Annotated in this window: 18 protein-coding genes; 6 read left to right on the top strand and 12 right to left on the bottom strand. The window is 63.0% G+C overall.

Translation table 11 applies throughout. The features are described 5' to 3' along the window. Positions 1–13: 13 nt before the first annotated feature. The 5 genes from QP803_RS20860 to QP803_RS20880 are packed head-to-tail and all read right to left on the bottom strand — an operon-like array spanning position 14 to position 4,547. Positions 14–949, bottom strand: coding sequence for a branched-chain amino acid ABC transporter permease (locus QP803_RS20860; RefSeq protein WP_284945386.1), 936 nt, complete (start codon positions 947–949; stop codon positions 14–16). After that, positions 950–1,837, bottom strand: coding sequence for a branched-chain amino acid ABC transporter permease (locus tag QP803_RS20865; RefSeq protein ID WP_284945387.1), 888 nt, complete (start codon positions 1,835–1,837; stop codon positions 950–952). It lies immediately after the preceding gene. Between the two features lie 10 nt (positions 1,838–1,847). Next, on the bottom strand, positions 1,848–3,080 hold the full coding sequence (locus tag QP803_RS20870; protein ID WP_284945388.1) for an ABC transporter substrate-binding protein: 1,233 nt from the start codon (positions 3,078–3,080) through the stop codon (positions 1,848–1,850). A gap of 29 nt (positions 3,081–3,109) precedes the next feature. Continuing rightward, positions 3,110–3,802: an ABC transporter ATP-binding protein gene (locus QP803_RS20875; protein ID WP_284945389.1), complete on the bottom strand. Its 693-nt coding sequence runs from the start codon at positions 3,800–3,802 to the stop codon at positions 3,110–3,112. After that, positions 3,795–4,547 (bottom strand): ABC transporter ATP-binding protein, encoded by a 753-nt coding sequence (locus tag QP803_RS20880; protein ID WP_284945390.1) that lies wholly within the window; start codon positions 4,545–4,547, stop codon positions 3,795–3,797. Before QP803_RS20880 ends, QP803_RS20875 begins: the two co-directional genes overlap by 8 nt. 117 nt (positions 4,548–4,664) lie before the next feature. Between QP803_RS20880 and QP803_RS20885 the strand changes: the two genes are divergently transcribed. From QP803_RS20885 to uxaC, 4 genes are all read left to right on the top strand, one after another. Continuing rightward, entirely contained in the window at positions 4,665–5,378 is a 714-nt protein-coding gene (locus QP803_RS20885) for a YoaK family protein (protein WP_284945391.1), read from the top strand. Between the two features lie 105 nt (positions 5,379–5,483). Then, entirely contained in the window at positions 5,484–5,813 is a 330-nt protein-coding gene (locus QP803_RS20890; protein WP_284945392.1) for an FYDLN acid domain-containing protein, read from the top strand. A 98-nt stretch (positions 5,814–5,911) separates the two neighbouring features. Further along, on the top strand, positions 5,912–6,409 hold the full coding sequence (locus tag QP803_RS20895) for a CinA family protein (RefSeq protein WP_284945393.1): 498 nt from the start codon (positions 5,912–5,914) through the stop codon (positions 6,407–6,409). A 12-nt stretch (positions 6,410–6,421) separates the two neighbouring features. Then, positions 6,422–7,822 (top strand): glucuronate isomerase, encoded by a 1,401-nt coding sequence (uxaC, locus tag QP803_RS20900; RefSeq protein ID WP_284945394.1) that lies wholly within the window; start codon positions 6,422–6,424, stop codon positions 7,820–7,822. 9 nt (positions 7,823–7,831) lie between these two features. On the opposite strand, the gene QP803_RS20905 is transcribed toward uxaC, so the two are convergent. Continuing rightward, entirely contained in the window at positions 7,832–9,025 is a 1,194-nt protein-coding gene (locus QP803_RS20905; protein ID WP_284945396.1) for a phytanoyl-CoA dioxygenase family protein, read from the bottom strand. A gap of 96 nt (positions 9,026–9,121) precedes the next feature. On the opposite strand from QP803_RS20905, the gene QP803_RS20910 reads away from it, so the two are divergent. Next, positions 9,122–10,147: a LacI family DNA-binding transcriptional regulator gene (locus QP803_RS20910; protein WP_284945397.1), complete on the top strand. Its 1,026-nt coding sequence runs from the start codon at positions 9,122–9,124 to the stop codon at positions 10,145–10,147. Here QP803_RS20910 and QP803_RS20915 read toward each other — a convergent pair. The 3 genes from QP803_RS20915 to QP803_RS20925 are packed head-to-tail and all read right to left on the bottom strand — an operon-like array spanning position 10,144 to position 12,953. Then, positions 10,144–11,022, bottom strand: coding sequence for a CDP-alcohol phosphatidyltransferase family protein (locus QP803_RS20915; RefSeq protein WP_434082875.1), 879 nt, complete (start codon positions 11,020–11,022; stop codon positions 10,144–10,146). The genes QP803_RS20910 and QP803_RS20915 overlap by 4 nt on opposite strands. Further along, the gene (locus tag QP803_RS20920; RefSeq protein WP_284945398.1) at positions 11,019–11,738 is read right to left on the bottom strand and encodes a phosphatidylserine decarboxylase; all 720 of its coding nucleotides are present in this window, start codon (positions 11,736–11,738) and stop codon (positions 11,019–11,021) included. The genes QP803_RS20915 and QP803_RS20920 overlap by 4 nt, the downstream gene beginning before the upstream one ends. Before the next feature lie 21 nt (positions 11,739–11,759). Then, on the bottom strand, positions 11,760–12,953 hold the full coding sequence (locus QP803_RS20925) for a LysM peptidoglycan-binding domain-containing protein (protein ID WP_284945399.1): 1,194 nt from the start codon (positions 12,951–12,953) through the stop codon (positions 11,760–11,762). Between the two features lie 175 nt (positions 12,954–13,128). Between QP803_RS20925 and QP803_RS20930 the strand changes: the two genes are divergently transcribed. Continuing rightward, positions 13,129–13,713, top strand: coding sequence for an LOG family protein (locus QP803_RS20930; RefSeq protein ID WP_284945400.1), 585 nt, complete (start codon positions 13,129–13,131; stop codon positions 13,711–13,713). 237 nt (positions 13,714–13,950) lie between these two features. Here the strand turns inward: QP803_RS20930 and QP803_RS20935 are convergent, their stop codons facing one another. From QP803_RS20935 to QP803_RS20945, 3 genes are all read right to left on the bottom strand, one after another. Next, on the bottom strand, positions 13,951–16,296 hold the full coding sequence (locus QP803_RS20935) for a phosphatase (protein ID WP_284945401.1): 2,346 nt from the start codon (positions 16,294–16,296) through the stop codon (positions 13,951–13,953). 89 nt (positions 16,297–16,385) lie between these two features. Next, on the bottom strand, positions 16,386–17,534 hold the full coding sequence (locus QP803_RS20940; protein WP_284945402.1) for a glycosyltransferase family 61 protein: 1,149 nt from the start codon (positions 17,532–17,534) through the stop codon (positions 16,386–16,388). A 103-nt stretch (positions 17,535–17,637) separates the two neighbouring features. Next, positions 17,638–18,138, bottom strand: a complete 501-nt coding sequence (locus tag QP803_RS20945) for a hypothetical protein (RefSeq protein WP_284945403.1) — start codon at positions 18,136–18,138, stop codon at positions 17,638–17,640. Positions 18,139–18,235: the final 97 nt, after the last annotated feature.

The following is an 18,235-nucleotide window of genomic DNA, read 5'->3' on the forward strand; positions in this document are numbered from 1 at the left end:
GCCACCGGGCCGGTTAGAGCTGGGTGCGAAGCCGATACGCGACTTCGCCGATGATGCCCCGGCGGAAGACCAGGACGCAGGCCATGAAGATGGCGCCTTGGATCACCACGACCCAGGCGCCGAACGGCGCCAGGTAATACTGCATGGCAATGACGATCAGGGCGCCCAGGATCGGCCCGAAGATGGTGCCGATGCCACCCAACAGGACCATCAGCACCACAAGGCCGGAGGTGCTGCCGCCGACGTCTGACAGCGTCTGGATGCCCATCACCATCGCCTTGGTGCCACCCGCGACACCCGCGAGCGCGGCGGCGAGCACGAAGATGATCCACTTATAGCTTTCAACTTTGTAGCCGAGGGACATGGCACGCGGCTCACTATCCCTGATCGCCTTGATCACCTGGCCGAAGGGCGAATGCACCACACGGTGAATGAAGATCACACCGGCGAGGAAGATGACCGCGACCAGGGCGTACATCGCGCGGTCGCTCGCCAAAGGCAGGAACCCGAATAGCGCGCCGCGCGGAATGCCCTGAATACCGTTCTCGCCGCCGGTGAAACCCGTCACCTGCACCGCCCCGAAATAGACGATCTGCGCGAGCGCCAGGGTTATCATCGCGAAATAGATGGCCTGGCGGCGGATGGCGAGCCAGCCGAACGCGCCGCCGAGGGCGGCGCCGGCCACGCCGCCTGCGACGATGCCGAGTTCCGGCGTCAAGCCGACGCTCTGCACCAGATAGCCCGCGACATAGCCGCCGAGGCCGAAATAGGCGGCCTGGCCCAGAGAGAGCAGGCCGACCGACCCCATCAGCAAGTTCGTACCCATGGCGAAGATCGCGTAGCACATCACCTGCATGACGACGATCGGATACAGAACGAAGGGCGCGCCGATCACCAGGATGAGCAGGAGGACGAAGCTGAGTTGCTGGCCGCGATTGAACCCAAACATTCAGGCGACCTTGCCGAACAGGCCGGCGGGCCGGCCCAACAGCACCACCGCCATGACCACGAAAACCACCACCGCCGATCCGGGCGGATAGAAGACATCCGTGAAACCTTCGATGATGCCGAGCCCGAAGCCGGTGAGGATGGCGCCGCCGATCGACCCCATGCCACCGATGACGACGACGGCGAAGACCGTGTCGATGAGGTCCGATCCCATGGCGGGGTTGACCGAGTAGAGGGGCGCCGCGAGGACGCCGGCGAGCGCCGCCAAAGCGACGCCGCCGCCGAAGGTCAGCGCGATCAGGCGCGGCACATTGACGCCGAAGGACTGCACCAGGGACGGGTTTTCCGTCGCGGCGCGCAGCAGGGCGCCGAGCTTGGTCTTCTCCACCGCGAACCAGGTGACGGCGCAAATGATGATGGCCGCGATCACCACGAAGCCGCGATAGACCGGCAGATACATGAAGCCGAGATTGAGCACGCCCGACAGCGCCGGCGGCGCGTCGTAACTCACGCCGGAACTGCCGAAGTAATTGGTCGCCAAGCCTTGCAGCACCTGCGCCATGCCAAAGGTGAGCAAGAGGCCATATAGGATATCGAGCTTGTAGATCGGCCGGATGAAGGCGCGTTCGAGCAGAAGCCCGAAGGCGCCGACAATCACCGGGGCGCAGATCAGTGCCGCCCAGAAGCCGACACCCAAATAGGTGAACAGCCCCCAGGTGACGAAGGCGCCGACCATGAACATCGCGCCATGGGCGAAGTTGATGATCTTCAGCAAGCCGAAGATGATCGCGAGACCCATCGACAGCATCGCGTAGAAGGAACCGTTGATGATGCCGAGCAGCAATTGCCCGAACAGCAACGGCGCCGGCTTGCCGAGGATCATCACCATGGCGTGGCTCTTACGCCTTGACCAAGGGACAGCCTTCCGTCGCCAGGGGCGCGAAGGTCTGCTCCGCCGAGGACGTATGGATGAGGTTGTAATAGTCCCAGGGGTATTTGCTCTCGGCCGGCGTCTTGACGCGAAACAGATAGGACGGACACATGAACCGCCCGTCCTCGCGCACCGAACATTCCCCGAACGCGTCATCGCTCGTCGGCATTTTCTTCATCTGGGCGATGATTGCCGCACCGCTCTTGTTGGCGGCATCGAGACCCATCGTATCGACCGCCTTCATGAAATGCGTCGTGCCGCTGTAGCAGCCGGCCTGCGCCATCGAGGGATAGTTGTTCGGCGTGCGCGGCAGCACGCGCTTGGTGAAGGCGCGGGTCTTGTCGTTCAGGTCCCAATAGAAGCTTTCCGTCAGCACCAATCCCTGCGCGATGTCCAAGCCCATGCCATGGATATCGTTACAGTAGATCAGCAAGCCCGCGATCTTCATGCCGCTTTGCGTAATGCCGAACTGATGCGCCTGCTTGATGGAATTGACCGTGTCCTTGCCGGCATTCGCGAGGCCGAGAACCTGCGCGCCGGAGGATTGCGCCTGCACCAGAAAGGACGAGAAGTCGGTCGTCTGCGGAAAGGGATAGGCGACGCCACCCACCACCGTGCCACCGGCCGCCTTGATCACCGCCGTTGTCTGGTCACGCAGAAGATGGCCGAAGGCGTAATCGGCGGTGATGAAGAACCAGCTCTTGCCGCCGGCCGCGACCATGGCGCCGCCGGTCGAATGCGACAGCATATAGGTGTCGTAGGACCAGTGGATGGTATTGGCGTTGCACTTCGGCCCGGTGAGGGCGGAGGTCGCGGCATTGGTGTTGATATAGGCCTTGTTCTTGGCGGCAGCGACGCCGGCAATGGCGAGCGCGACGGCAGAGTTCGGCACATCAATGAGCAGATCGACACCATTGTCGAACCACTGCCGCGCCAGACCGGCGCCGACGTCCGGCTTGTTCTGGTGATCACCCTTGATGACCGTGACATCATAGCCCTTGGCGGCCGCGCCCCAATCCGCAAGTGCCTGCTGCACGCAAGCGACGGAGGTATTGCCGCCGACATCGCTATAGGTGCCGGAAAAGTCGCTGCAAACGCCGATGGTGAGCGGCTTTCCGGCTGCGCGCGCCTTGACACTGGGTAAGGCGAGTGCCGATGCAGCGACGGCGCTGCCGAGAATAGTGCGTCTTGTGACGGTCATTATTGTATCCCCTTTTGGTTGAGTCGCGTTTAGACCCCGAGCCTCTTTTGCAATTGCGCCATCCGCGCCCCTAAGGCGTGGTTCGGGATCATATCGACGATCTGCCCGTGCTCGACGACATAGTGACGGTCAGCGAGTTTCGAGGCGAAGCGAAAATTCTGCTCGACCAGAAGCACCGTAAAGCCGCGCCGTTTGATCTCGGCGATCATCACCCCGATCTGCTGCACGATGACGGGTGCCAGACCCTCGGTCGGCTCATCGAGAAGCAAAAGCTTCGCCCCAGTGCGCAGGATGCGCGCGATGGCTAACATCTGCTGCTCGCCGCCGGAAAGCTTGGTGCCGGGGCTGCGCGCCCGCTCCTTCAGGTTTGGAAACAGGCGGTGAATTTCATCGACCGTCATGCCGCCGGGGGCGATGATCGGCGGCAGAAGCAGATTTTCCGTCACACTGAGGCCGGCGAAGATGCCGCGCTCTTCTGGACAAAAGCCGATGCCACTGCGCCCGACAACATCGGGCCGCGCGCGAACCAGCTCGGCACCGCGAAATTTGATGCTCCCCTCGCGGCGCGGCACCAGGCCCATGATCGATTTCAGCGCCGTGGTCTTGCCGGCGCCGTTGCGGCCGAGCAGGGTGACGACCTCACCTTCCCGCACCTCGAAATCCAGGCCATGGAGGACATGGCTTTCATCATACCAAGTGTTCAGACCTCGAACCTCAAGCATGATCGGTGCCGAGATAGGCCGTGATGACAGCGGGGTCCTTGGCCACCGCCTCGTAATCACCTTCGGCCAGAACCCGGCCGCGCGTCAGCACGGTGATGCGGTCGGATAGGCCGGATACGACGGACAAGTTGTGTTCCACCATGAGGATGGTGCGGCCGGTGCGCAGTCGCCGGATCAAGGCGACGATGCGGCTGACATCGGCCTCGGTCATGCCGGCGGTCGGTTCGTCCAGCAACATCAACACCGGATTGAGGGCGAGCGTTGTGGCAATTTCAAGCGCGCGTTTGCGGCCATAAGACAATTCGGCGGCCGGACTGTCCGCGACATCCTCAAGCCCGACATCCGCCAGCAGCGCGCGCGCGCGTGCGTCATAGCGGTTCAGCACCCGGTCGGACCGCCAGAAGTCGAAGCTGGCGCCCCGATCACGCTGCAAGGCGATGCGCACGTTTTCGAGAGCGGTGAGATGGCCGAAGACGGCAGAGATTTGGAAGCTGCGCACCATGCCCCGGCGCGCGATTTCTGCCGGTTTCAGGCGCGTGATATTCTCACCCTTGAAGCGGATCGTACCCGCGCTGGGCTGGAGGAATTTGGTCAAGAGGTTGAAGCAGGTGGTTTTGCCGGCGCCATTCGGGCCGATCAGGGCGTGGATACTGCCCGCCTCGACGCGGAGGTCAACGCGATCGACGGCCGAGAAACCCCCGAAAACCTTCGATAGCCCAGATGTTTCCAGGATCGTCTCGGTCAATCGTACCCATCCCAGATCATCGTTATTTTAAAGAGGAGCTTACAGGGACTGGCCCATGACGCAATGGCATTCGGGGGTCTGTTGCCTCCCCGAGACCGCACCCATAAGGTCCCGCCCATGCAGCGTGTCGAGCATTCCGCCTTCGTGATTGGCCTCGGCTTCGTCGCCGGCTTTATCGACGTCTTCGGTTTTACCACCCTCGGTGGGCTGCTGCCCGCCCATGTCACCGGCAACCTGGTCTTCCTCGCGATCGACCTCGCGCATCATCAGTACCACGTCATCCTCAACGTCATTGCGGTGCCGATCTTCTGTGCGGCGGTCATGGCATCGGCCTGGTTTATCGGCGCGCTCGCGGAACGCCGGCGGGATCCGTTCCTGCCGGCGCTTCTGCTGGAAGCGGCGTTGCTTTTCTGTGCGGCCATCGGCCTGATCGCTTTACCGCCGGCGCTTAACCCGAACGACGAGACCACCATCATCGTCGGCACCTTCACCCTCATGGCCATGGCGTTGCAGAACACCATCATGCGGCTGATCCTCAACAACCTGCCGCCCTCGACCGTCATGACCGGCAATATCACCCAGGTCCTGAGCGATACCGTCGCCCATTTCTGTCACTTCCGTTCCATCAGCCGCACCACAGATCAGCGAGTCATCCTCGAACGGCAGGCCAAGCGGATGCTGATGACGGTGCTCAGCTTCCTTGGCGGCTGCCTTGTGGCCGGGTTCAGTGCGCCTTGGATCGGGGCCGCATCCCTCATTTTTCCGATCCTGGCCATTCTGGGCCTTGTCGGCTTCGGCCGACGGACACTCGGCCCGCCGCCGGTGGTCTAAACCCCTCCGGGGAACCGCTATGCGCCGGAAAGACCACGGAAATCTTGACCTTCCGGTGATTGTGGCGTCTTCGTCCGCCATATCCTTCGCATAAGAGGTCTTCCCATGGTTGCCGCGGCACTCGGCGCTAAGCGTACCTGTTCGTCCTGTGGAACGAGGTTCTTTGACCTTGGCAAGCCGCAACCCCTCTGCCCGAAATGCGGCGTCATGCAGGCCGCCGAGGTCGCGCGTCTGAAGCCCGGCACCTATAAGCCCTTCGACAAGAAGGCGAAGGCGCTCGAAATCTCCCATGTCGAAGCGCCGGCTGAAGCGGCAGACGACGCCGAGGACGAAGAAGAGGAAGACGAAGTCGAGAAGCTGGACGAGGACGATGATGACAGCGATGTCGTCGCCGAAGAGATCGTCGGCGGCGCGGTGGGCAAGGACGACCTCTGACGGGTTCCGTTCCAAACGTCATGGCCCGCCTTCGCGGGCCATGACGAGAGACCAAAGGCCTCTTAAAGTCATCATCCTGGCTTTCGAAAGGCTGTGTGATGCGGGATTTACTCCCCAAGGCTGAGGCGGTCGGGGCCATCCTTAAGGCCCGACAGCAGACCGTCGCGGTGTCGGAATCCTCCTCGGGCGGCCTGGTCTCCGCCGCACTGCTCGCAGTGCCCGGCGCCAGCGCCTATTTCATGGGCGGCGCCGTGGTCTATACCCAGCGCGCCCGCACCAGCCTGCTCGCCATCACTGAGCAGGATATGGCAGGCATCCGCTCCTCCTCCGAACCCTATGCCCAGTTGCTCGCCCGGCGCGTCCGGGCGCGTTTCGGCACCGATTGGGGTATTGCCGAAACCGGCGCGGCTGGTCCCAGCGGCAATCGCTACGGCGACGCCTCCGGCCATAGCTGCATCGCCATCAGCGGCCCGATCGAGCGCGTCATCACCCTCGAGACCGGCAGCGACGACCGCGTCGCGAATATGCGCGCCTTCGCCGGGGCTTTGCTCGATCTGCTCAGTGACGCTTTGGCGGAAACCTCTCAGGCACAGTAACGAGGTCCGACCATGGCGCTGCATCCTGACAGGCTATTGCCGATCGAAGCCGAAGCCCGCGCCATCGCGCGCCGGCTGTATGATGGCGTCGCCACGCTGCCCATCTTGTCGCCGCATGGCCATACCGATCCCCGCTGGTATGCCGAGAATGAGGCGTTCAGCGATCCCACCACGCTTTTCGTCAAGCCGGACCATTACGTCACGCGCATGCTCTATTCGCAGGGCGTTTCGCTGGAAGCGCTCGGCATCGCGCGGCGGGACGGCGGCCCGACCGAGACTGACAATCGTGCCGTCTGGCGGCTCTTCGCCCGGCACTTCCCGCTGTTTCGCGGCACGCCGACTCGGCTGTGGTTCGAGCAAGCCCTGGCGGATGTCTTCGGCATCACCGAGCGCCTGTCGGAGGCCAATTCCGACCGGCTGTATGACCAGATCGCCGATTGCCTCACCCGACCGGAGTTTCGGCCGCGCGCCCTGTTCGAGCGCTTCAACATCGAGGCGATTGCCACAACGGACGGCGCGCTGAGCGACCTCCGCGATCACCAGACCATCCGCGCCTCCGGCTGGCCGGGCCGCGTTATCCCCTGCTATCGCCCCGATTTCGTCGTCGATCCCGAGCGTGAGGGCTTCGCGGCCAATGTGGCGCAATTCGCCGCACTGACCGATACGGCGATGACCTGGCACGGCTATCTCGACGCGCATCGCATCCGCCGCGCCTTCTTCAAGAGCCTCGGTGCGACCGCGACCGATCACGGCCACTCCACCGCCGCGACAGCCGACCTCGATGTCGCCGATGCCGCGCGGCTGTTCGAGACTGTGACGCGCGGCAACGCGACACCCGTTGAGGCGGAGATGTTCCGCGCCCAGATGCTGACCGAAATGGCGCGGATGAGCACGCAGGATGGTCTGGTGATGCAGATCCATCCGGGCTCCTTCCGCAATCACAACCCCGCTGTCTTTGCGCGCTTCGGCACCGACATTGGCGCCGATATTCCGACCGCGACAGATTACGTGCGGGCGCTGAAACCGCTGCTGGACGCGGTGGGCAATGACCCGCGCTTGACGCTTGTGCTGTTCACCCTGGATGAGACCAGCTTCGGCCGCGAATTGGCGCCGCTCGCCGGGCATTATCCCGCCTTGCGGCTGGGGCCGCCCTGGTGGTTCTTCGATAGCCCCGAGGGCATGAAGCGCTTTCGGGAATTGACGACGGAGACAGCGGGTTTCGGGAATACAGTTGGGTTCAACGACGATACCCGCGCCTATCTCTCCATTCCCGCGCGCCATGACATGGCGCGGCGATGCGATTGCGCATTCCTCGCCAAGCTCGTTGCCGATCATCGGCTTGACGAGGATGAAGCGCATGACCTCGCCCACGACCTCGCCTATCGATTGGTCAAGCAGGCCTATCGGCTTTAGCCGCCTGGCTTACGTCAACCGCCGCTCGCTCTGCGCCACCAGATCGGCTTCGAACGCATAGGCCGACCGTCCCTCCGTCAAGGCCGCCAGCATCAGCGCCTGCTGGCTCGGCGGCGCGAGGCCCCCGATCGGTGGGTCACGGTCGAGGTTGGTCGGGAAGGGATAGCCCTCCGCGCAGGCCGCAATGGCATTGGCTGCCTGCGCCATCGACAGTCTGCCATCCGCCACCATAGCCAGCAGCGCCGGATACAGCGCCGCACTCATGCGGCTGCGGTCCATGCTCTCCATCGCGCGGCCAAAGGCCGAGGAGACCTGGATCAGATTGGCCATGCGCCGCACATCGGCCGAGCGATTGGTGCCGGCGGCATGAAACAGAGCCGGGTTGAAGAACGCCGCGTCACCCTTCGCCAAAGGCAGTTGCACCAGATGCGCATCGAAATAGGCGGCGAAGTCTGGCTTCGTCACGGCGAGATAGCCGGGCTCGTATTGCTGCGAATAGGGCAGGTACAGCGTGGGCCCCGTCTCGACCGGCATGTCGCAATGCGCGACTGCCCCCTGCAGCGTCAGGGCCGGTGACAGCCGATGCACATGGGCGGGGTACCGCTCCATCTGCGTCGGCGTCAGAAAGCCGAGGTGGTAGTCGCGATGCGCTGATTGGGCCGCGCCGCCGGGGTTCACGACATTGACCTGCGTCGTGACCTGATAGGCTGGCCCGAGCCAGGCCTCGGAGATCAGCGCCACGATGTCGTTTGCGAAATAGGCGGCGAAGGTCTCTGGTGCGCGGAGGCACAGCTTCTCCTGCGCATTCCAGATACGGTCATTGGCGCCGGGCTTGGCAAAATGGTCGCCGCCGCCGGTGTTATGGGCGTGCTGGTCGGCAATGATGGCGCGAAACGTGTCCGATGCCGCGTCGATGGTCGCCATATCGGTGAAGGCCCGCCGCAGCACGATGATGCCCGGCCCAGTCATCAAGGCTTCGGCCCATTCCGCCAGCACGGCCCGCCGCGTCTGCGGCGCCGCGACCGCCGCGCGAATGGCATCGCAGTCATAGACCAGGACCTTCGACGCTACCTCGGCCGCGAAGGGATAGTCGTCCAGGCTGGTCTCGCGCGTCACGAGTGGCAGAAGATCATCCAGCCAGGCGCTGTCCTGGGTGAGGAAGACCCGATCGGCGCGCAGTTGACCGAGATTGTCGGTTTTCATGGCACGGTCCCTGTTTCCGTTTCTGTCATGAGACTAGAACCGGAAGCGGTCCTCGGCACCGTCACGAATCCCTCAAAAAACCCTCAAAGGCGCTCCATGTCGCGGGACTTTCTGGTCAAGGAAATCGCCGTCCAGGCCGGTGTCAGCGAAGCGACGGTCGATCGCGTCTTGAACAGGCGCGGGGGGGTGCGCAGCCTGACGGTCCAGCGCGTGACGGAAGCGATGGACGCCCTTACGACCCAGAGCCGCCAACGCGCCCTGACCGGCCGGCGCTTCACCATCGATCTGGTCATGGAGGCGCCGACGCGATTCAGCGCCGAAGTGCGTATCGCGCTGGAGACGGAGCTGCCCATGCTGCAGCCGGCGGTCTTCCGGTCCCGCTTCCATCTGACGGAAGCGCTGCCGACCACCGAGATGGTCGAAACGCTGGAGCGGATCGGCCGGCGCGGCAGCCATGGCGTCATCCTCAAGGCCCGCGACCTGCCCGAGGTGGTGGCGGCCGTGGACCGGCTGGTGCGGGCGGGCATTCCAGTGGTGACCATCGCGACGGATCTTCCGCATGCCCGCCGCTGCGCCTATGTCGGCATCGACAATCGCGCGGCGGGGGAAACCGCCGCCTATCTCATCGGCGCCTGGCTGGGCGCCCTGCCGGCCAAAATCCTTGTCACCCTCAGCAGCAACCGATTTCGGGGTGAGGAGGAGCGGGAGGTCGGCTTTCGCCAGGCGCTTCGCCTGCGCCACCCCACCATCGGCATCGTCGAAATTAGCGAAGGCCATGGCATCGACCGGGAGACGGCGGCCCTCGCCCGCCGCGCCCTGACGGAGGACGACGCCATCCTCGGCGCCTATTCCATCGGCGGCGGCAATACCGCCGTGCTCGCGGCCTTCGCGGATGTCGGCCGGCCCTGCATGGTCTATGTCGCGCATGATCTGGACAGCGACAATGCGCGCCTGCTGCGGGCCGGCAGGGTCAGCGCCGTTCTGCATCATGACCTGCGGCAGGATATGCGCCTGGCATGCCGGCACATCATGCAAGCGCAGGGCGCTCTACGGGACAGTCCCGGCCCTGCGCTGTCGGCTGTTCAGATCATCACACCGTTCAACCTGCCGCCTGCCGGCTAGAAAACGTCGAGCTGTCCGCCCGTTCGCATGTCCTCAGCTTCCTGCCGCAGACGCCGAAAACTCCGCATGCTGAACGGCAGCATGGCGACATAGATCAGACCGCCGGCCGCAAGCGCGGCCCAGGGCTCCGCGAATAGGATGGCCGCGAAGACACCGGTTCCGAGCAGCAGCGGCAGCACGTATTCGGCCGGAACCTTGAAGTTTTTGAAGCTCCAGACCGGCACTGTGGAGACCAGCAGGATTGCGGTGCCGATCAGCACCAAGGCCACGATGCTCGGCGCATGAGACAGGTTGGTTAGCCAGGGCAGGTCGCGCGTGCGCGCCTCCAAACCCACGAAGACAGGGAATAGCGCGAGGCCGGCGCCGGCCGGCGCCGGCACGCCGGTGAAGAAGCCGGCCGTATACGTGGCGACGGGCGTGGCATCGAGCGCCGCATTGAAGCGCGCCAGGCGCAGCGCCATGCAGACCGCGAACATGAGGGACGGGATGAACCCCAAGCCGCCATAGGCGCTGAGGGACCACATATAGAGGATGAAGGCGGGCGCGACACCGAAGCACAGAAAGTCGGCCAGACTGTCGAACTCGGCCCCGAAGCGGGACGTGCCCTTCAGCAGCCGCGCGATGCGACCGTCCAACCCGTCGATCAACCCGGCGACGGCGATGGCCACCACGGCGGCATCGAAATGACCTGCGAGGGCGAAGCGAATGCCGGTCAGCCCGGCGCAGAGGCCGAGCATGGTCAGGATATTCGGCAGCACGCGATTGAAGGATGGTCCTTTGAATCGCGGCCGATGCGGTGGGCGCGCGCGCCGCGGGCGTCGTCGAACCGGCCAGATCCGGCCGTCCGGCTCACCGGGGGCGCGGGGCGCGCTCAAAAGAAACTGCCGCCTGAGACCGAAGGCGCGGCGCTGAAAGCGGGCTCGGCGGATAGCTCAGCAATCACGCTCTCGCCGCCCACCATCTTCTGGCCTTCCGAGACCAAGGGCAGCACGCCTTCGGGCAGATAGAGATCGGTGCGGCTTCCAAAGCGGATGATGCCGAAGCGGCCACCCGCCTGGACATGATCGCCTTCGCGCACATTGCAGACGATGCGGCGCGCGATTAGGCCGGCGATCTGCACGACCGCGATCTCCCGCCCGTCCGGCAGGCGGATGGCCAGGGCATTGCGCTCATTCTCATCGGCCGATTTATCGAGGTTGGCGCTGAGGAACTTGCCGTGACGATAGGCGATGCGCGTCACCGTGCCATCCGCCGGCATGCGGTTCACATGCACGTCCAGCACCGACAGGAAGATGGCGACGCGCCAACGCGGCAGGGCACCAAGACCCAGTTCCTGCGGCGGCACGGCGAGCGAGACGCTCACGATATGGCCATCGGCCGGGGCCAGCAGCGCGCCGGGGCGCGGCGGCGGGAACCGCTCGGGGTCGCGGAAGAAATAGAGGCAGAACAGCAGGAACAGGACGCCGATCCAGGCGAGCCACCCCGCGAAGACAAGCCCCGCGAGCACGACCACCCCGGCGATCACCAGGAAGGGGCGTGCCGCCGGATGAGGCGGGGAGAAGACGAAGCGGAAAGCGCTGCCATGGGCCATGATGGCGGCGTGTTACCAGTTCTACCCCTTGCTTGTCTTGCCCCCTTCGTGACGTGGCAGCGGTGGCGGCGCATGGGCAGCTTCGTCGGCGGTCGGCATCCGGAAGGCCTGGCCCGGATAGATCAAGGCGGGATCACGGATTTGGTCGAGATTGGCCTGGAAGATGGCGGTGTATTGCACGCCGTGGCCATAGCTCTGCCGCGCAATGGTCCAGAGGCAATCGCCCGGCTGCACAATGGCTTGGCCGGCGTTCAGACCCTTCGTCACGTCCGCTCGCGCGAAGGGGACCTCGCTGCGCGCCGCGACCTTGCCCGTGGGCGCCAGCTCATCCGTGCGCAGCTTATGCAGCCCCGGCGCCAGGTCGTTCGTGGGACTGAGGGACCATTGGCCGCTGGGATCCGCGACGGCATCGCCCACGGCCTGGTTATCGACATAGAGGCGCACGGTGCGGCCGGCATGGGCATGGCCGGTGAAGCGGATGCGGCCCTTGTCGTCATATTGCACGACATCCAGGCCGACCACGCCGGGATGGCTGCCGGGCGGGGCGAGCAAGAGGCGTGGCGCGGCGGTGCCTTGGCTGACGACGACCAGCGGTCCCGCATTCAAGGCGGTGGCCGGGGTCGTGGTGCCCGATACGGTCGCCGTCGCAGCGGGGCCGCCGACGGTCGGAACATTGAGCAGCACCGTCGTCCGTGCCGCCGGGTTTTGAACGGCCGTGACGCCCTGGCTCGACAGGCTGAGCTGATGAACCCCGGCGGGCAGCGGCGCATCGGGTAGGAAGACCCATTGGCCATTGGGGTCGGCCGTGGCCTGGCCGAGCACCGTTTCCCCGTTGCGGACGGTGACCGTCTCTCCGGCCGGGGCCTGACCCGCCATGACCAAGGCGCCATTCTTATCGACTCGCACGACATCGACGGTCGGTGCAGGCGCTGCTGTCACGGCGGGCGCGGCTTGCGGCGTTGTGGCGTGCTGCGTTGAGGCGGGCTGCGTCATGGCCTGTTGTGGCGCTGGCTTGGGCGCGGCGGGCGATGACGCGATCGGCTGCGGCTGAGGCGCGACGACGGCGGCGACATGGCTTGGCGCGGCTGTGCGGTTCTTGTCGTAGAGGTAGACGCCGCCGGCCCCGAGCAGGCAGAGCAGGATCAGAATCGCCGGCACGGCCGAGCGCGCGGGGCGGCCCGCGGGGGCTGTTCGATTATGTGTCGCCTCAGTCATGCGCGATTCTCGATTCGGAAACTGTCATCTCGGCGCGGTAGATATCATGATTTTGGGACAGCCGCCTGGTTTTGGGTTCGGTGTCCAGCTGGCGGGGCGCATCCATAAGGGTTGCGTCCCCGGACTGGCCCTGCCACCAAGATCAGGCGTTTCTCGCCTTGGAAAGGACCTGCCCATGCCGGCGATCAAGTCAGTCAGTGTGTTCGGCGGCGCCTCCTCCGGCAGCGATCCCGCGTGCCGTCAGGCCGCGACCCTGCTCGGGCGGCTGCTGGCTGAAGCCGGAATCGCCGTGATCTATGGCGGCGGCAGCATCGGCATCATGGGGGCGGTGGCCGATGGCGCGCTTTCGGCCGGCGGCGCGGTGATCGGCATTATTCCGGACTTTCTCGCCCGGCGCGAGATCGCCCATACCGGCATATCCGAAATGATCGTGACCGACAGCATGCATAGCCGCAAGCGCCGGATGTTCGAAATGTCGGATGCTTTCGTCACGCTACCGGGTGGCTTGGGCACGCTGGACGAAACGGTGGAGATGATCACCTGGCGCCAGCTCGACCTTCACGCCAAGCCGATCCTGATCTGCGACGTCGCCGGCTGGGCGGCGCCCTTTCTGGCGCTGGTGCAGTCCCTCATCGACCAGGGCTTCGCGCCGGCCGCCAGCCATAGTTTCTATGAGGTGCTGGACGGCCCGGCGGCGTTGGTCGCACGACTGACCGAGTTGCCGGTGATTGAGGACGCAGCGGTGGTGTCGCGGCTTTGACGTGACCCGGAAGCAACTACAGCGTCGTCAACGAGTAATGGTGAACGCTTTTGGTTTCGGTGCCGACGAATTTGCATCTAAGAGATCGCCGACGTCGGTGGGCCAAGCCTCCAGTCACCGTTCTTAGACCAGGGGGTGGACCGGCCGCAGGCGGTGGTTGCACGGCTGACCGAGCTGCCGGTGATCGGGAAACGACGGTGTTTAGGGTCACGCCTTTTTGCACTATGGTCCGGCGTCTCAGTATAGCATCCTAGAGGCGCACGAGCCCTTGTCCCGCGCTGCAAGTTTGGCCACGCGCTCCGCAAGCCTCATATAGATGGAACGTGCGAAATGGGCCCCGTTGCCGTCCGGCTCCGCGAGATCGGCCGCGTCGCAGACAAAGTCGTTCATTTCGACGATATGGCAACCAAAGGCTTGCGCGACCGTGCGCACCAGATCGTTAATTTCCGCAAAGCGGTTCAGTAGCCAACTATCATTACCAATCTTACTATTCAGCATCAACACGATCACTGTCTTCTGATGCAACATTTCGAATATCCGAGAAACATCAGCCGCTAGAAGTGCTTTGTCGAACGGCTTGAGAGCCTCAAACTCCTCTTGCATGAAGCACCATTGCTCCGACGTCATGCCTACACTGACTCCGGCCTTGACCATGTCTTCGTAGCTCACCTCGGCGAAGGAACGACTCCCAAAGGCCCCGCATGCGAACGGCAGGATCAACCCTGTTGAGCGGGAGCGATGCATCGTGGAAAAGATCTCCGACACGAAAGACAACACATAGACATCTGCCTCCCCGCTCAGAATGGCGGAGTCGAAGCGTTTCGGTGGCATGCCTGGAATGCGGGCAAGCAGCCCTGCACCTTCCCCATGCTGTAGGTCTGGAGCGACCGCCACCGCTCGCGCTGCTGGATGGATACCCCAGCCCTGATAAGGGAAGGTGAATTCCTCAATCGTCTCGAATCCGGTTCGCAGATAATGCGTCATCATCAAAAGGTCGCAAGCACTTCGGACGCAAAGCCTTCGGCGTGGCACCGCGCCGACATCGACAGGTGCGGCCGTCGCATTCTCCACAACGCTGATCCAATCCGGCTTTGGCCCAAAAGTCGAGACCACTTCTCCGCTGACCGGCACGAAAGGGCGGCCGACCTTGTGCCAGACGAATTGCTCAATTCCCATATTGAGCGACCGGCAGGAAAACAAGAAATGCTGCGCAATGTCCTCGCCAACCAGGTAGAATCCACAAATGCCGTAGTCGCCATATTTGTCAGCGACTTTCACATAGCCGGCGTGGCTATTGAAATTCTCCTCAAGCTCTCCGCTGAGTTGCGCGCGGGCCTCGGTCTCGTTTTCGGACCAGCGCCGTTTCGTGAAATTTAGCTGGTTGGTTCGGTTGACCAGGTCATGGAGGCGTGGAAATTCCGACATCAGATCGTGGTGAAAACTGATTCTAACATCGCTCTGACGCAAGAACTCTAGATTTCCGCCTGTAGATTCTTCGCGCTTAAGTCGTTTCTGCTCTAAAATTTTGTAGTGCGCGAGCCGCTCGTACCGTGGATCCGGTTTGCCACGCAACCGAGAGTCCGTCAGCAGTTGGGGGATCGCTGCCGGATCTGCGGTCTGAATCCCTGGATTATAGTGTCGTGCCTCTTCAAGATTCATGGGATTGTCGTCTAGAAACAGCACGGACGGGGCGCGCAACTGGGCGGAGTCAATGATGTCCGCGACCATCGATCCCTTTGGGGCAAAGGCGATGCGGGGAAAAATAAAAAACTCCCAAATTCCAAGACGCCGAAGCATCGCTTCCGCCGCGGCGAAATCATTTTTCGAGCAAATGCCGTTCACGATGCCCCGGGCAGTCAGCGTTCGAACAAACTCAAGGTGCGCCGGCACCGCCGTGATCGTACCTTCCGCCAAAGTGCCAAGCCAGAAGGTCTCATCGAGGTCCCAGATCACTAGCTTCACGCTGTCATCCTCCGGCTTCCCCTCCACCGCCACGATTGGGCGGGTAGGTGCTTCAGGCCCGGCTATCGAGGGCTGGCGGCGCAGTTCGAAGTAAAGTTCCATCAACGGGTTCGGCGCATAAAATCCGACGAGCCGCGCCGCAGCGCCGTCCTGTATTAGCGGCCCAAAACGCCACGTCAGACGACCACTCTCGTTGAGTATCTGCAATTCCCCATTCTCGAGACGCCAGAAACCTTCATTCACATTCTTGTAGCCACCAATGCGGCTGTTTTCGGCAAAATGAAACGTATGGCAGGCCGCCGGTTTGCCAACCTCACCAAAGCTCCAAACATTGTCGGCCAACTCTTCCATTGTAACGGGCGTCGGCGTGGTCTCTGTCCAATGCGCGCTCGTAAAGAAGCAAATTTCTTCTTTAATAGGCACTGTCCCATCGACGATTGCATTGTCGATGACGAGATGCGATCCAATCTCACCTACAAGGCGGCCTTGAAGTCGGCTACCTGGCGGCAGAAACACCACCTCTTCGTCGGAGAGGGCGTTGCGCTGAGTCTTCCGGGCCTTGCCGAAGGTAGCGGAAATCGACGTCCATTGATGCGACAGTCCTGAAACCAGATCGGCCATTAAATCCACCGCGTTTATAGAAAGCCAATATCAAGTCGCGCTACGACCTCTTCATTTGCGAGGCTGCCTCATTTGCGTAGCTTGGTCTTTCACCCTTCGGCTTCGATCGCACCGAGGATTGTCCTCAGCCTAATCGGATCGACGACAAATGGTCCGTGTCCTTGGGCATGGGTGCGGGTCAGTAGACGGCCAAAGATTTCGGAGTAGTGGACACCGCCTTGGCTTGCCAAATCCCAAAAGAAGGGGTCGGGGAAGTCACTCGGGGACAATGTAATGAGATGGGTACCCGCTGTGCAGAATAAGACATTGGTGAGTGCCGCACCCTTGACCCCGACGATGATCTTGGCGCTCCGAAACAGCTCCGCCTGTGCTTCGAGCGTCAGCCGTTCCGGACGCACGGCCATGAAGCCGAATTCGGCACAGACGCCGAGGATTTCGTCTTCATTGACCAATCTTCGCGTCGTCGCGTCCCCCCGGGAGATGAACAGCCGTCGTGTCTGCGCCCCGGCGGTAAGATGACCACTGACCACCAGGGATCTTAGGCAAGACAGTGCCTCCGGATGCTTGTACAGCGGCGGCACATGGACGGGCGTCAGGTAATGCAGAGACGCGAATTCCCAGGTTTCTGCCGATGGACGCTCAAGAATGTCGATCCCAGGGGCCAGCCGCGCGATGGTTTCCAGCACAATCGCTCGCATCCCCGGGCTTTGCGCGCCGACGACAATTTGCCAGTCTGCCGGCATGGCCACCCGGGCAACCAACGCTAACAGGGCGGCACTGTCGATCAGCCAATGGCCGTAATTTCCGAACCAGGGTCTCTGTAAAACGAGGGTTGGTCGTTCGATGCGCCGGTTGGGCGGGGCCACCAGCGACATGCCGCCATCCGGTCCGTTGATGCATCCGTCCGGCGGGCGTTTCGCGGCAAGGAATTCCAAAGCGCTTTCACGCACCAGACAATAGTCGCGTGTAATGACCGTGCCCTGGCCGGTCACCAGGGCGTCGGTCATGACCGCATGATCGATCCCGCCATAGGGCTGTTCCAGATGGGAGCGATACGATGCAAGAAGTGTCGTCTGATCTTCGTCAAGATCGCTGGCATCGATAAAATAAAAGGGAGCACGCTGATAGCTGCCCGCCGGGGATATGCGGGCCCGTATGGTCACGCCGGCATCCTCGGCGGCCGACGCATCTTCGCGCAAATCGGCTACAGCCATGACGGTGAGGTCCGCATTATGCATATCCACATTCTTCCGTGGTGCTGCCTCTAAACACATAGATGGCACGGGGACCTCGGTCGTCGGTCATTCCGGAGTTTTCAGGGCTAGGTGATTGGCGGCATGATCAGGATGTCGCTGGCGACGGGCCAGCGCTGTCACTGCGCTCGACGGTCGTGCTCGGCACCTTTTCCGCATCCGGCTTCGCGGCGAGCAGAAGATCCCTCCAGAACTGAAAGTCGTCCAGCGTCTCCTTGTTCGGACAACGCCATTCGAACATACCGCGCGTATAATAATGCGTTTCACCCGACACCCAGTCCCCGGACTTGATGGCGCGGCCGACATCGGCATTGGCCTTGCCATACCAGGCTTCGTTGACATCGAGGCCCGCGCCGCCACGATCCTCAAAATAGCCCGATTTGGAGAAGTGCTGCTTTCCCGTCGCCCATTCGCCCTTGCGGATCGAGGCCGCGACATCGGGGTTGTGTCGCAGGTAGCGGTCCTCGTCGAACTCCGCCTGCGACTGCAAACTCATCAGCAGGAAATCGAGCAGCTTCTTCGGAATCGTTACCTTGCCATCCACGACCGGACAGAGATGGGTGAGCAGCTTATAGGGGATGACGAACATTTTGGTCCTTCCGACGATCACCGAGCAAGGGCGTTGTGGCGGCGTGGTCCCCGCCCCGAACACTATCTCTAGCGGCTATGCCCTAAGAGATATCTTC

Source organism: Acidisoma sp. PAMC 29798 (assembly GCF_030252425.1).
Lineage (GTDB): Bacteria > Pseudomonadota > Alphaproteobacteria > Acetobacterales > Acetobacteraceae > Acidisoma > Acidisoma cladoniae.

Excerpts from the sequence above, each read along its gene's own strand:
- QP803_RS20870 (WP_284945388.1), bottom strand. The coding sequence starts at position 3,080 with ATGACCGTCACAAGACGCACTATTCTCGGCAGCGCCGTCGCTGCATCG.
- QP803_RS20890 (WP_284945392.1), top strand. The coding sequence starts at position 5,484 with ATGGTTGCCGCGGCACTCGGCGCTAAGCGTACCTGTTCGTCCTGTGGA.
- QP803_RS20875 (WP_284945389.1), bottom strand. The coding sequence starts at position 3,802 with ATGCTTGAGGTTCGAGGTCTGAACACTTGGTATGATGAAAGCCATGTC.
- QP803_RS20920 (WP_284945398.1), bottom strand. The coding sequence starts at position 11,738 with ATGGCCCATGGCAGCGCTTTCCGCTTCGTCTTCTCCCCGCCTCATCCG.
- QP803_RS20885 (WP_284945391.1), top strand. The coding sequence starts at position 4,665 with ATGCAGCGTGTCGAGCATTCCGCCTTCGTGATTGGCCTCGGCTTCGTC.
- QP803_RS20930 (WP_284945400.1), top strand. The coding sequence starts at position 13,129 with ATGCCGGCGATCAAGTCAGTCAGTGTGTTCGGCGGCGCCTCCTCCGGC.
- QP803_RS20905 (WP_284945396.1), bottom strand. The coding sequence starts at position 9,025 with ATGAAAACCGACAATCTCGGTCAACTGCGCGCCGATCGGGTCTTCCTC.
- QP803_RS20945 (WP_284945403.1), bottom strand. The coding sequence starts at position 18,138 with ATGTTCGTCATCCCCTATAAGCTGCTCACCCATCTCTGTCCGGTCGTG.
- QP803_RS20925 (WP_284945399.1), bottom strand. The coding sequence starts at position 12,953 with ATGACTGAGGCGACACATAATCGAACAGCCCCCGCGGGCCGCCCCGCG.
- QP803_RS20910 (WP_284945397.1), top strand. The coding sequence starts at position 9,122 with ATGTCGCGGGACTTTCTGGTCAAGGAAATCGCCGTCCAGGCCGGTGTC.
- uxaC (WP_284945394.1), top strand. The coding sequence starts at position 6,422 with ATGGCGCTGCATCCTGACAGGCTATTGCCGATCGAAGCCGAAGCCCGC.
- QP803_RS20895 (WP_284945393.1), top strand. The coding sequence starts at position 5,912 with ATGCGGGATTTACTCCCCAAGGCTGAGGCGGTCGGGGCCATCCTTAAG.
- QP803_RS20940 (WP_284945402.1), bottom strand. The coding sequence starts at position 17,534 with ATGCATAATGCGGACCTCACCGTCATGGCTGTAGCCGATTTGCGCGAA.
- QP803_RS20860 (WP_284945386.1), bottom strand. The coding sequence starts at position 949 with ATGTTTGGGTTCAATCGCGGCCAGCAACTCAGCTTCGTCCTCCTGCTC.
- QP803_RS20865 (WP_284945387.1), bottom strand. The coding sequence starts at position 1,837 with ATGGTGATGATCCTCGGCAAGCCGGCGCCGTTGCTGTTCGGGCAATTG.
- QP803_RS20935 (WP_284945401.1), bottom strand. The coding sequence starts at position 16,296 with ATGGCCGATCTGGTTTCAGGACTGTCGCATCAATGGACGTCGATTTCC.